At 42.3% G+C, this 13,456-nt stretch carries 13 protein-coding genes; 3 read left to right on the top strand and 10 right to left on the bottom strand.

Annotation, left to right across the window (positions count from 1 at the left end):
• Positions 1–85: 85 nt before the first annotated feature.
• Positions 86–2,191 carry an outer membrane protein assembly factor BamB family protein gene (locus CLV98_RS19065; RefSeq protein WP_109677132.1) on the bottom strand — a complete coding sequence of 702 codons (2,106 nt, stop codon included), beginning with the start codon at positions 2,189–2,191 and terminating at the stop codon, positions 86–88.
• Between the two features lie 612 nt (positions 2,192–2,803).
• On the opposite strand from CLV98_RS19065, the gene CLV98_RS19060 reads away from it, so the two are divergent.
• Together CLV98_RS19060 and CLV98_RS19055 are read left to right on the top strand one after the other, a co-directional pair.
• On the top strand, positions 2,804–3,787 hold the full coding sequence (locus tag CLV98_RS19060; RefSeq protein WP_109676958.1) for an SPFH domain-containing protein: 984 nt from the start codon (positions 2,804–2,806) through the stop codon (positions 3,785–3,787).
• Positions 3,788–3,796: 9 nt separating this feature from the next.
• Positions 3,797–4,870: a TFIIB-type zinc ribbon-containing protein gene (locus CLV98_RS19055; protein WP_109676956.1), complete on the top strand. Its 1,074-nt coding sequence runs from the start codon at positions 3,797–3,799 to the stop codon at positions 4,868–4,870.
• 167 nt (positions 4,871–5,037) lie between these two features.
• Here CLV98_RS19055 and CLV98_RS19050 read toward each other — a convergent pair whose 3' ends face one another.
• From CLV98_RS19050 to CLV98_RS19040, 3 genes are all read right to left on the bottom strand, one after another.
• Positions 5,038–7,290: a xanthine dehydrogenase family protein molybdopterin-binding subunit gene (locus CLV98_RS19050; RefSeq protein WP_109676954.1), complete on the bottom strand. Its 2,253-nt coding sequence runs from the start codon at positions 7,288–7,290 to the stop codon at positions 5,038–5,040.
• A 271-nt stretch (positions 7,291–7,561) separates the two neighbouring features.
• Positions 7,562–8,041, bottom strand: coding sequence for a (2Fe-2S)-binding protein (locus tag CLV98_RS19045; RefSeq protein ID WP_109676945.1), 480 nt, complete (start codon positions 8,039–8,041; stop codon positions 7,562–7,564).
• Between the two features lie 123 nt (positions 8,042–8,164).
• Complete coding sequence (locus CLV98_RS19040) at positions 8,165–8,650, bottom strand: nuclear transport factor 2 family protein (RefSeq protein WP_109676943.1); 486 nt, start codon at positions 8,648–8,650, stop codon at positions 8,165–8,167.
• 335 nt (positions 8,651–8,985) lie between these two features.
• On the opposite strand from CLV98_RS19040, the gene CLV98_RS19035 reads away from it, so the two are divergent.
• The gene (locus CLV98_RS19035) at positions 8,986–9,891 is read left to right on the top strand and encodes a helix-turn-helix domain-containing protein (RefSeq protein WP_109676941.1); all 906 of its coding nucleotides are present in this window, start codon (positions 8,986–8,988) and stop codon (positions 9,889–9,891) included.
• 329 nt (positions 9,892–10,220) lie between these two features.
• On the opposite strand, the gene CLV98_RS19030 is transcribed toward CLV98_RS19035, so the two are convergent.
• The 6 genes from CLV98_RS19030 to CLV98_RS19005 all read right to left on the bottom strand — a co-directional run bounded on the left by CLV98_RS19030 (position 10,221) and on the right by CLV98_RS19005 (position 13,313).
• A complete protein-coding gene (locus CLV98_RS19030) occupies positions 10,221–10,550 on the bottom strand; it encodes a type II toxin-antitoxin system RelE/ParE family toxin (RefSeq protein ID WP_109676939.1) in 330 nt (109 codons plus the stop codon).
• Positions 10,540–10,749, bottom strand: coding sequence for a hypothetical protein (locus tag CLV98_RS19025; RefSeq protein ID WP_109676936.1), 210 nt, complete (start codon positions 10,747–10,749; stop codon positions 10,540–10,542). Before CLV98_RS19025 ends, CLV98_RS19030 begins: the two co-directional genes overlap by 11 nt.
• 778 nt (positions 10,750–11,527) lie before the next feature.
• Positions 11,528–11,851: a helix-turn-helix domain-containing protein gene (locus tag CLV98_RS19020; protein ID WP_109676934.1), complete on the bottom strand. Its 324-nt coding sequence runs from the start codon at positions 11,849–11,851 to the stop codon at positions 11,528–11,530.
• A gap of 2 nt (positions 11,852–11,853) precedes the next feature.
• Positions 11,854–12,201: a type II toxin-antitoxin system RelE/ParE family toxin gene (locus CLV98_RS19015; protein WP_109676932.1), complete on the bottom strand. Its 348-nt coding sequence runs from the start codon at positions 12,199–12,201 to the stop codon at positions 11,854–11,856.
• A gap of 244 nt (positions 12,202–12,445) precedes the next feature.
• The gene (locus tag CLV98_RS23490; protein WP_158281292.1) at positions 12,446–13,012 is read right to left on the bottom strand and encodes a hypothetical protein; all 567 of its coding nucleotides are present in this window, start codon (positions 13,010–13,012) and stop codon (positions 12,446–12,448) included.
• A 67-nt stretch (positions 13,013–13,079) separates the two neighbouring features.
• Entirely contained in the window at positions 13,080–13,313 is a 234-nt protein-coding gene (locus tag CLV98_RS19005) for a tyrosine-type recombinase/integrase (protein ID WP_109676928.1), read from the bottom strand.
• Positions 13,314–13,456: the final 143 nt, after the last annotated feature.

Below are 13,456 nucleotides of genomic sequence, written 5' to 3'. Positions count from 1 at the left end.
AAATTTCCGTCAGCATTGGTTAATCGATTGACCTAAGGTTGGCAACCGATTTTTGATTTAAGCGTCTTTCAGCCATCCCTATTCATCATTCCTCCGAAATACTAAAAGCAACATATTGGTCGCCGGACTTCGTATTAAGTTTGCCCCCTCCACAGGCGATGACAACGTATTGCTTACCATCGACGGAATAGGTGCTTGGGGAAGCATAACCGGCTGCGGGCAAGTCCGTTTCCCATAGCAACTTACCGTCGCGTTTATCGAAAGCCCTAAACTTTTCGTCGCGGGTGGCCGCAATAAAAATTAGTCCTCCGGCTGTCACGAGTGGTCCCCCATAATTATCCGTCCCTGTAACTGGAATTCCCTTTTTAGTCAGTTCCTTATATTCCCCCAGTGGGATCTGCCATAGGTGTTCGCCGGAGTTAAGGTCTATGGCGGTTAGGGTACCCCAGGGAGGAGCACTTACCGGATAACCATTGCGGTCATACCAACGGTTATAGCCAGTATGTTGATAGGGAATTATCATTTTTTGGGTTGAAACAACTTGTTTGTCCATTTGCTTATCCCTAATAAAATTGATGATCGCGTCGCGTTCAGGCTTAGAAATATGTGAAAAAGAAGGCATCATACCCCTTCCTATCATGAGCAAGTCATGGAGTTTTTGATCGGACATTTTACCTCCTATACCAATTAACGAGGGGTAGGACCCGTCGTGGTTACCCTGACGATCGGCCCCGTGACAAGCGGCGCAATTCATTTTGTAAAGGTTTGCACCAGTCGTCATTTTGTTCTTGCTGTTTTGTTGTTTTGGAATCAGAGAAGTGTAAACCGGAATTTCCTTGGAGGGCACATACAGCACACCATCGGGGTCTGTGGCAGCCCCACCCCATTGTGCACCACCATCCGTACCTGGAAAGAATATAGTCGTTTTCCCGGTCAGAGGAATATAGGCTGAACCCGTATTGGCCAATTTTAACATAGCGACCAATGAATCCCTATCGGCCACAAAGGGACTAAAATCCCTTTCTGTGAAAGCCTGCCGGGCAAATGGAGCCGGTTTGTCAGGAACAGGCTGTGTAGGACTAGCCTGCTCCCCGGGCATGACCGTCTGGGGGAAGGCGGTTTCGGTAATCGGAAAAATTGGTTTTCCCGTAACCCGGTCAAAAACAAAGGTATAACCTTGCTTGGTAACTATGGATACCACATCTATTTTCTTCCCATCCTGTTTTATTGTCAACAGGTTGGGTGTAGCAGGAGGGTCTCGATCCCAAATGTCGTGATGTACCAATTGGTAATGCCAGAGCTTCCTCCCAGTTTGAGCATCGAGAGCTAACAGGCAATTGGCATAGAGATTATCCCCTTTGCGGTTTCCTCCATAAAAATCATACGCAGAAGAGCCTGTGGGTACATAAACAATCCCTCGCTTCCTGTCGATGGCCATTCCCATCCAACTGTTGGCTCCACCTAGTCTTTCACGGGGATTTTCAGGAAGCCAGGTTTCGTATCCCGGCTCACCTTTGGCCGGAATGGTCTGGAAGGTCCAGGACAAAGTACCCGTGCGTACATCAAAGGCCCGGATATCCCCCAATAATGCCGTTTCGGACTCATTGACCCGCACACCGGTAATCAATAGATTTTTGAATATGGTATTCGGAGTATTAGAGGTAACATAGTCGTCTGCACCCGGACGATCTAACCCAATTTTAAGGTTTATTCTACCATTTTCCCCAAAATCTGGAATAGGTTTACCGGTGGTGGCATTAAGCGCATAAATGTACTTACCGGCTCCAAAGAAAATTCGTTTGTCGTTACCTTCTGCCCAATAAGTAACCCCTCGGCTGGTGGTGCCTCCATTATCTTTAAGAGCCGTTTTCCAGAGTGATTCACCCGTAGCGGCATCGAGTGCAAATGCCTGGGTATTGGCAGATACTCCATACAACACTCCGTCGATAATGATGGGATTGCATTGCATTTGCGACCGATTCAACGTCGTATCCGCTCCACCCGACCGATAGGTCCAGGCCACTTTAAGGGTCGTTACATTGCCTTTATTGATCTGATCCAGTGCCGAATAATGGTTTCGCGAACCGTTTCCATTGTATTCGGGCCAGTCTTGGGTCGATTGGTAAGGCCGTATTGAAGACCCAGCAATAAAGAATATCGAAATAAATAAAATAGATAGGAGTCTAGTCATATTCATGATGAATTGAAAACAAACTGGTTGGGCCTGCCCCATTATTACCTTTCGGTATTTTTCATTAATAGGGAAAGGGAGATGCTGATCTGAGCCAGAAAATAGGTTGGTAAAATAAGGAAGTTCAATGCCGAATATAATGATTTAAAGCGAGTAAGGCCGACAAGCCAGAAAGTAGTAGAAATAAAAAAGGCACTACCATCCGATTTCGGGGGTCATATTTTGATCGTTCAATCATGTTGATAACCATTAAATTCTTAACTGCCCAGTAAACAGACCATCACTTATTTAGCAAAAGTAGCAGCACCCATTCCCCTACTTATTTATATGAATGATAATCTACTACCAAATCTCTACGGGCTCTTCCAAAACAGACTTGGCGATCCCTTTGCGGTAGACACTTGTCCGGAAGTCACTTTAAAACACTAATAGTCACCAGCATAGCCATATTTCTGTTATTCGGAAGCTCCACCAAATTGTCTAAACGGAATATAATCTCCCAATCCCAAAATTTATAGGCCAAAATTTTCGGATGAGATTTTGTAAAATCTAAAAAATTGATGTTAATGCATTTGGATTGAACTTTGGACCTGATCGATAAACAGAAAAAACATGGGACTATTTGATTTTATAAGAAACGAACTGATAGAAGTAATTGATTGGGTAGACCCAACGACGGATACGCTGATATGGAAGTTTCAGGATTCAGGTAATAATATCAAAAATGGGGCAAAACTTACTGTAAGAGAGAGTCAAAAGGTAGTTTTGATGAATGAAGGGAGTTTTGGCGATGAATATGCCCCGGGCTTGCATACCCTTTCTACCAGCAATATGCCAATTACTACCACCCTATCCTCGTGGAAATATGGCTTCGAATCTCCCTTTAAGGTTGATATTTACTATGTAAACACCCGGGAGTTCACCAATCTCCGATGGGGTACATCGGGCCCTATCCTATTCAAAGATCAAGAATTGGGCCCTATTCGTTTAAAATCCTTTGGGAATTTTACAATCTCCGTTTCGGATTGTAAAAAGTTCATTACCAAGTTTTCAGGCACTCAGCCTTATATTAAAATTGGACAGGTGGAGGAAAGTCTCAAAGCCATTGTTTCCAGCAAATTGGCGGAAAGCCTGGCGGAAGCCGGTATTTCTGTATTCGACCTGGCTTCCAATTTCACCGAAGTATCCCAAAAGATCAAACCGATTCTTCAGCTAGAATTCGATTCCTACGGAATTTTGCTTGAAAAATTCTTTATCGAAAGCGTATCACTACCGGAAGAAGTTGAAAAAATTATTGACAAAAAAACGGAGTTAAATCTGCTGAAAGGTGATTTAAATGATTTTACGAAACTTCAGGGAGGTATTGCCCTAGAAAAATTAGCGGATAACGATGGCGCTGCCAATATGGGTGGATTAGGTGCGGGCGTTTTACTTACCAATATTTTGGGACAGTCTAACCAGACCAACACCAATAGTGCCGATTCCAAGAATCAATTACTGGATTTATTAAAACAATTGGGTGAGCTAAAAAACCAGGGAATTATAAGTGAAGAAGAATTCGCCGAAAAGAAGAAAGACATTTTAAGCAAGCTCTAAATTCCTATAATGGCTGAAATTCAAGAATTCCCCTGTCCTAATTGTGGTTCAGAACTAAATTTCGACTCAGAATCTATCCAACTCAAGTGTTTGCACTGCCATTCAAAATTCCCCATTGAAACTAGCACGCATATTATTGAAGAAAAGCCCATTGAAGAATTAAGAAAATGGTTTAAGTCACCCAATAAGGAACTTAAGCAGATCGCTTACGCTTGTAAAAAATGTGGTCAAACGACCTTCATCAATAATAACGAGGTCTTTTTTGAATGCAAAGACTGTGGTAATAATGCCATGAATACGGAAGCCTATGGCTTTAATCCGATTTCGCCTTCCTCTATTATCCCATTCTCTATTTCGAAAAGTGAAGCACAGGATGCATTTACCAAATGGATATCAAAAGGGTTTTGGTACGATTCCGACCTGAAGGACCTGTCCATAACCGATAGCCTGGAAGGACATTATATACCCTTTTGGACCTTTGATGCCAATACTTATAACCAATGGTCAGGGGAAGCAGGCACTTACTATTTTGAACAGCAAGCGTATACCGATAGTAAAGGTAAAAGGGCGACACGAAGTGTAAGAAAAACCAGGTGGCGCTATCGACAGGGTAACTTTACCCATTTTTTTGACGATGTTTTGATATCTGGAAACGACAGCATTTCGCAGAATTTTGTACAACAGGTATATCCCTATCATTTGCAGGAATTAAAACCTTTGAATGAAAAGTACATATTGGGCTGGAAGGCAAAGAGCTACGAAAAAAGTGTAGAGCAATGCTACCATATGGCCAAAGAACATATGAACGGCCAGATTTACAATATGTCGGCAAATTATTTGAAAGGGGATACTTATAGAAACTTAAGGGTTAATACGAATTTCACCGAAGAGTCTTTTAAGCTGATTGTATTACCGCTATGGCTGTGCACCTATTTATTCAAAGGCAAAGCCTACCACTTTATTATTAATGGCCAGACGGGAAAAATCTATGGGGATAAACCATTGAATAAGGTTAAAATAGGTTTGGCCATTTTACTAGCGATTTTAATAATAATAGCCATTGCGGTCCTTTCTAAGGGGTAAATGGCCATGGAGACCGTTTAAACTTAGGCTAATAAAAATCTATTTCTCAGTTGAAAAATTAATCTATATGATGTCCAAATCATCAAAAGCTTAAACAAGCTGTATATCAACTGGCATTACTTACATGAAAAAACCTGATCGATTTGACCAGGTTCTCCCATAATGTTTTAGATAGATTTCTCCGGTTCGTCCTTAAAAGGCTGATTATAGTATCGCTTACCTTTCATCTTATACAGTGCATTGGCCACTGCCCCAAAAACCGGTGGAAATGGCGGTTCCCCGAGCCCTGTTGGGTCCATTTCGTTTTGGACAAAATAGACTTCAATACTTTTGGGCGCTTCATTCATCCGGATCATCCGGTAATTATGAAAATTACTTTGCTGGGTAGCACCATCTTTGTGGGTAAGTTGACCGTAAAGGGCATTGCCGATCCCGTCGACAACGGCACCCTGCACCATGTTAGTGGCAGCATTGGGATTGATTACAATTCCGCAGTCCATTGCACTGAAAACACGCGCTACATAAGGTTGCCCATCACGCGTTACCATATCCACCACATGCGCTGCATATGAATTGTGACAGAAATAAGCGGCCACACCACGGTTGTATTTTTCATTTCCAGGCTTATTCCAATTAGATTTGTCACGCACTAGTTCCAGTACGCCGGCATAGCGGTCGGCATCATAATCGTTGTTTTCCCCAACAGGTTTTTCCTTTGCTCTTTTTAAAAGCTCCAGCCTGAATGCGATGGGATCTTTGCCTGCTGCTTCTGCTACTTCATCCAAAAACGATTGCTCGGCAGCTGCGTTAAAATTGGAACGAGGAGCACGGAAAGCCCCTATCGTAATGTTCGAAGCGATCTGCCAGCCCTCTGCCAGATAGTTCTCAACGGCCCCGGCCGGAAAACGGTTGGCATGAATCGGATGTTCGGGTATGCCGCCTCCTTTTACATGAAAAGCGATCAGATTTTTATTAGCGTCCAAAGCTGCCCGATAAGTGGCGGTGTACATCGGTCGATAAATGCCGTAGGTCATGTCGTCCTCACGGGTATACATCAGCTTCACCGGCGCTTTCACTTTTCTTGAAATCAGCGCAGCTTCGTAGAGATAATGACCGTACGCCCGGCGCCCGAAGCCACCGCCCATGCGCGTCATTTGTATCTCAATCTTGTCGGCAGGCAGGTTTAATAACTTTGCAAGTGTGGGCTCCGACCAACCCGGAGCTTGCAACGGACCTGCCACGAGCGCCTTTTCATCTGTCACATGAGCAAAGAAATTCATGGGCTCCATGCAATTATGTGCCAGAAAGGGCCCGTTATATGTCCGCTCGATCACCTGGTCTGCGGTCCTAAAAGCGGCTTCCGGGTCACCATCTCTCCTTAACTGCTGAGCTGGTTTTGCCGCATATTCCTTCATTTGTTGCATGTGCGTGGTTGTACTTTCAAGTGCTCCCGGAATGGTAACCTCTCTTTTTCCTCCCCGCCCCGCGATGGTATCTTTCAAGTCACCGGAAGCTTCCCATTGGGCGACTAGTTTTTTGCGCGCTTTCATCACCTCCCAGGTGCTATTACCCACTATAACCAGTAGATCATTGAATGTCCGCGTATCAAAACCGCCTTGTTCAAAATCATCTGCATATAGTTTCAGTATAAAAACATCTATAATTCCTGGCATTTTCAATGCTTCGGCGGCATCAAAGGATTTCAACTTCATCCCAAAAGCAGGTGGGTGCTGGATCATCGCGATCAGCATTCCCTCTACACTATAATCCAACCCGAAAAGCGGCTTACCAGAAGTGATCTTCTTTATTTCTACGTTCTTTTTAGACTTGCTGACAATGTTAAAATCCTTGGGTACTTTCAGTTCCAAATCTTTCGGCACGGGTATGATGGCCGCTTTACTGGCCATATCGCCATAGCTAGCCGATTTACCGCTAGGGTGCGACAAAATACCTGCTTTGGTGGTTACTTCGGCGGCGGGCACATTCCAGGCTTGGGCCGCAGCCTCACGCAGCATTTGCCTGGCTGCAGCCCCGGCCTCGCGCAGTGGTTTCCAGTACATGCGCACAGAATTGCTTCCGCCCGTAAACTGTGCCCCGAGTTTGGCCTGATCGTGTGGGCCCATTTCAACGCTTACATTTTTCCAATCCACATCCAGTTCTTCTGCCAGCATCATCGGCAGGGAAGTCATTACATTCTGTCCAAATTCAGGGTTAGGACAAATTAGTTTCACCTGGTTATTAGGAAGTATATGGATGTAACCATTCAGAGTTGCCCAGTTCTCTGTCAAGCCCAGGGCTTCGGTCTTGTCAGCGGACTTAAAGCTGGATAACCAGCTCACGGTAAGCATCATTCCGCCACCAGACAGAATTGAAGCTTTTAAGAATGAGCGTCGGCTCAAGGCTGTTTTATCTTTTTCCATGTTCGGATTTCTTTAAATGGTTAACTAAGAATCATTACTGGCTTCAATCTCAAACTGGCCAAGCGCTTGTATTTATTTCTATTTGGGCCATTCCTATAAAAACGGCCTTCTCTAAATAGCAAATAAAGCACCGTCCCATGCAGCCCAAGCCGAGTGCCGCCACATCAAGGCCGTCCTCCCTTGAAACACCATTTTTATGACAGCAGGCGCACGATGCCAGTCAGTGTTTCCAGGTGGTATATGCAGACCCGCCATTTGAAAATGGCTGTTATTAACCCTTTGTCCCCGTTTTCTTTTGTAACTCGGCTGCCGTGTGGATTGCTTCACGAATGCGCAGGTAGGTGCCGCAGCGGCAAATGTTGCCAGCCATCGCATCATCAATATCCTGGTCGGTCGGATTGGGCTTTTCGCGCAAAAGCACCGCAGCAGACATCATTTGCCCTGAATGGCAATAACCGCATTGGGGCACGTCGATTTCCTGCCAGGCTTTTTGGACAGGGTGTGAATTTGTTTCAGACAACCCCTCAATCGTTACCACCTTTTTACCGGCAGCTCGGCTCACTTGGGTCACACAAGACCGAATAGCTGCACCATCCAAATGCACCACACAAGCCCCACACTGAGCCATGCCGCAACCATATTTGGTGCCTTTTAAACCAGCCAGATCGCGGATCGCCCACAAAAGCGGCATTTGCGGATCAGCCTCCAGAGGGTAATCCTTTTTATTGATGTTTAAAGTGATTTTTGCCATGGTGATCTGTGTTTACATTGATGTTGTGATGATACGATATCTTTATTGACTATTGGTTTTACTATTACAAAGAGCCTGTTTAAAAATTAACCAATTGAGCGGTTAATTTTTTTATTTCTGGGTTTAATGTCTGATGACATGCGTATCACGCACGCTGCTGAATGAGAGTGCCAGCAGTTTCCAGTCGCTGGGCAGTTTTGTATAAACCTCCGTGACAGTGAACTCTGTAATGACTTCATTGCCACGAACCATCGCTGAGAGTGTAATCCGGCTCCATATAATGGCCGTATTGCCCACTATCTCGACAGCAACATCATGGACGTCTGCTTTTTTGTACCAGATACTTCCGGTCTTGATAATTTCCAGCTCTTCGTCCTTTTTCCAGGTACCGCTCATATGGACAAATTTTGCTTTATCGTCAAAGAGCTTGGCCAGCTCCTCCACGTTTTTATCGGCCATCCATTGCCACTTCTTATTTGAAAGATCAATGATTTGCTGTTCCGGTTGGGCCGCGCCTTGTGCCAGCAACGACTGGGTATCAAAGAGCACCAAGTATAACGCGGGTAAACTAGCTGTCAAAATAGACTTAAAAAATGATGGCGATTGCATAAGTAATCCGTTAATTTAAAAGTTAAAAATTAATTTCTCGGCCTTGTATGGCCTATTAAATCGTCCAGCTTACTTTCGTCCAGCGATTTCACCATTTTCGGAATGCGGTGATCGAGAATTTTGCTGGAGGAAATGGTGCATTTCAATCTGGTTGAAAACCGGGACAATTACACGGTCTCCCACCTGGTTCTTGTTTGATGATGCAAAGTTCCGTCATCCTAGAGTATGTTCTGTATATAAATTCCCTTTTTTTCTACCAAAATTCCTAATTTACCCTTCAAGATTTTTCGGCTGTAATGAATTGGGTAACTTTGTGTACCTAAAATTCTCAGACCATGGAAGACATCATTCGTTTCGATACTGTAAATCAATACAATGCATTTAATCAGCAGGAAACGCTGCACCCGCTTGTGACTGTAATCGATTTGTCAACCGCAAGTCCCAGAAAGAAGACTAGCCAGTACATGGGCTGTTACGGCATTTTCCTAAAAGACGTTGTTTGTGGTGACCTTCGTTATGGTAAAGAATACTATGACTATCAGGAAGGCACACTGGTCTTTATGTCTCCCGGCCAAGTTTTCACTGTTGAAAATGATGGGGAACTTTATCAGCCGAAAGGCCATGCGCTCGTTTTTCATCCTGATTTACTACTGGGCACTTCACTGAATGGGAAAATGAATGAATTTTCGTTCTTTGGTTACCAGATTAATGAAGCACTGCATCTGTCGCAGCGTGAAAGGCAGATTGTTATGGATTGTTTTGGTAAAATCAGGTATGAGCTCGAACACGCCATTGATAAACACAGCAGAAAACTGATCGTCGCCAATCTAGAACTGTTTATGGACTATTGCACACGCTTTTACGACAGACAGTTTATCACACGGGACACCATTCACAGAGGTATCCTGGCAAGGTTTGAGAACCTTTTGAGTAGTTATTTCAGCTCGGACAAGCCTCAAACGATTGGCCTGCCATCTGTTTCATATTGTGCCGATGAGCTCAATTTTTCTGCAAAATACTTTGGGGACCTGGTTAAGAAAGAAACTGGCCAGACTGCCCAGGAATACATTCAAATGAAGATAATTGAGGCAGCAAAGGAAAGGATTTTCAATAGCGACAAAACCGTTAACGAGATCGCTTTTGAGTTGGGCTTTAAATATCCCCAGCATTTTAGCCGCCTGTTTAAGAAGCGTATTGGACAAAGCCCTAATGAATACAGGAGTTTAAATAACCTCAATTAAGTTTTATACCCAGCGAAATTGAAGCGATCAAAAGGACGTAACCAACCACCCATCCCCATCTTTCCACCCAACGCTTTTCTGTGGCACTTTGTCGTATTGAAAATATACCTATAAAAAACGAGCCCTACTGCCGGCAGCTTTACGGCCAGTGGAAGGATAGTAACTTAGGAGTCAAGGCCATTTGCGAGCAGCCATCGGTCAAATACTACAGAACAAACTCAACGATATCAATTACGACAGTAAGTTCTCCGACCTACTTCCGCATAGGTGGAAAACATCCTAAACCCTGTTAAATAAATGGCAATAGGGGGAAGGTCTAGTGCTGACAATTATAATTCAAGTGAATTAATCATTTCTTTAAGTTCACTTGGTTCCAAATCAACCTTTTCTCCTTTATCGTATATTGTAAGGAGGTAAACGGTTTCAGTTTGAACATAACAGTAAGTAATCACCATTGCACCTCCTCTTTTCCCTTTCCCTTTACTAGCAATTGCTAGGCGTATTTTATAACAATTATTCCCAATGAAAGTACCATGCTCTGGATTGGCAATAATCTCTTGGCCCAATTCCAACAACTCATTTTTAAGAGAAGGGAATTTTTTGGCTAACCTTTTAAATTCTCTCTTAAATCTCTCAGTAAGCAGGATGCTATACTTCATTTAAAAATTCATCCAATGTCTGCATTTTAACTTTTCCATCCTTATGCAACCGAACATCTTTTGCAGCGTCTTTCAAATCATCCCATAAATTAACCGCCCCGGAACTCATCGGTTTAGCTTTTTTAACAAAAGAAAGGCTTCTTAATACCTTCAATCCAAAAGCTGCATCGTTATCGGATATTTCAATTAATATTTTCATACTTGAATTTGATTGACTAGCTATACAAATATAATCCTTTAGGATGATACAATATCATGTTTTTATGAATTACTTTAAACACCTTTTACCTGGATCTTTTCTCCCACGTGGCTCAATATTTCCTCCATTTCAGCAACTTTTGCAAGGAGCTTTTTTATCCCTAGATCATAAATCATAAGCAACCACCCATCCCCATCTTTCCACCCAACGCTTTTCTTTGGCGCTTTGTCGCATTGAAAATATACCTTTAAAAACGAGCCCTACTGCCGGCAGCTTTACGGGCAGTGGAAGGATAGTAACTTAGGAGTCAAGGCCTTTTGCGAGTAGCAATTGGTCAAATACTACAGGACAAACACAACGATATCAGTTACGAAGATTCGGACCAGCTTCCGAATAGGTGGAAAACATCCTAAACCTTGTTAATTAAATAGCTTTAGGGGGAGGGTCGACGGCTTACCTAAAATTTGGATATTTAAGACGACGAGGTGCCTCCTGGGCCCAGCGATGATTTCGGTGACCGGAAACCACTCCCGAGCATAACCGATGCCAACAATTCGAGAATGGGGATGCTACCGAACTTTTCATGGATGGAATACCAGCCATCCAGATGATATTTCTTTCATTATAATGGTCTGTAACGTTTGGGTATTGCCGAAGGTGGGGATTTTTAGCACTAAAACTGGCCAATATACCTAATGTTCAAAGAATAGAAAAAAGTTCTAAACAGGAACTTTAGCCCTTCTTTTGGCAATACTTTATTGTGCTTTCGGCCTACTTTTCAGTACTCTAATTTTCTATTATTAAGTTCTACATTGAAGTTCACTTTTGCACCCAAAGCTTCAAAAACTTTCAAAACTGTTTCAAACCTAGCATTTTTGACGCTGTTTTCTATTTTTGAGATTTGAGCTTTTTGCACACCAACAAGTTCGCCTAATTGTTCCTGTGTGAGATTTCGTTCTTTTCTTGCTTGTTTAATGGCTTGACCCAATAAATCGGTTCTCAATTCATTTTCAAATGCCTCACGTCGTTCAGTTCCAACTTTCCCAATGTGTTTGTCTATCATTGTGTCTATTGAAACCGTTTTAAATTTATTGGTTGCCATAATTATTTATTTTTTGCCTTATGGTCTAAAAATTCCTTTCTTATTTCTTCCGCCTTTTTAATTTCTTTTGGCGGTGTTTTCTGGTTTTTTTTCAAAATTCCGTGAGTTGCCACAACCAAGGTTTCTTTTCCGTCAGTTTTGTCCCAAAAAGAAAAAAGTCGGTAAGCCCTACCGTTGTACAAAGTTCTAAATTCCCAAATGAAGTCATTAAGTTTCTTAAAGAGATTATTGTCATTTACGAATTGAGATTTTTTGATGTTGTAATATATTTTTCCCCTCGTTTTGTCGTCAAGTTTATCCAAAAAATCAATTGCTTCGGGCAATAATTCAATGTTAAAGTTTGGCTTCATTCACAATTTTTGTCAAAGATGCAAGTTTCCTGACTGGGAAACAAATTCTATTCTAAAATTTAGTATCTTCAATTGACAATGAACCGGAAGTGGTTAAGAAGGTTGGTTTTTGCTGACGCATAACGGTGCTACGGCTATGAGTAGTTGCGTGGATTAGCACTTAATTTTGTAAGCACGCACCAAGTTGGAAATTCCTGCGAAATTTCCAAAGTAGGCAAGAACGAGCAATTCCATATAGCCAATGTTAGGCTTTGTTTTTATATTCATTTATTATTTCACTATCCCACACTTGGACTTCTATATATTTATCATACTTTGCACTTTCCTGATTTTGTGATTTTTCCTCAGTCGGCAGTCCATAGTCATCAATCAGATTATTTACTTCACTCAATAAAAAAACTTGTCCGTTACAATTCTTTCTGTATGTTCCAAGTTTTGGTTCATCGCAAAACTGAAACGAGACCATACTGTCAGGGTAAGTGAAACTTAGATGTTCGGGTTTAAAGTCAGCTAAAGGAATTTTTATAACTCCAGGATTTGCATACCAAGATTTAGCCCAATCACATTGTCCTAAAGTGAAATAGAAAGGATCATTCCTATTTGGCTTTCCACCTTTCAAGATAAATTGTTTTTTAATTCTATTCTCTAGAGAAAACCTTAAATCAAGATAGTTTTTAGGTCTTTTGCTGTTATATCCTTCCGATATTTGACTTTGAATACTTTCTGCTTTTTCAAATCCATATTCAGTTATATTTCGAAATGGTCCGTTGTTAAGTTCGAAATAATGAAATAGAAATTTCGGTATTTTCATTGTTAATTTTTTGGTCAAATAAAGCTCAACACCGTTATTTTCGTCCCTAGTTACATCTATATCGTAATTAGTGAGTAGGTTTCTCCACAATTATATCGAAATTTCCAAAAAGATCAAGCGGGCTTTTGGCCGTTTTATTATTTACAGCCAGTACGTAGGTATAAATTTCGGTGGTTGTGCTACTGCTATGACCCAACATACGCTGTATATTGCGAAGATTCTCAGCTTCCTGAAGCAAATGCCGAGTGGTCGGACCCGTCGCGAAACGAAACCAACCACCCATCTGGATATTCTGGAGCATGTTGACCCCTTGTACTCAGGGTAATAATGAATGCTAAAAGCACATTAATGGCTTGTTTTCTAGTGACATTCTGGCGTATATTGACCCCCTAGACATTTATTTTTGATTCATTCTGGAGCATATTGACCCCTTTGGGTAATTGT

Origin of the sequence: Dyadobacter jejuensis (assembly GCF_003149085.1) — a bacterium.
In the GTDB taxonomy this organism is placed as follows: Bacteria; Bacteroidota; Bacteroidia; order Cytophagales; family Spirosomataceae; genus Dyadobacter; species Dyadobacter jejuensis.
Note: the sequence above shows the minus strand (reverse complement) of the source record. Positions and strands in the feature narration are given on the sequence as shown.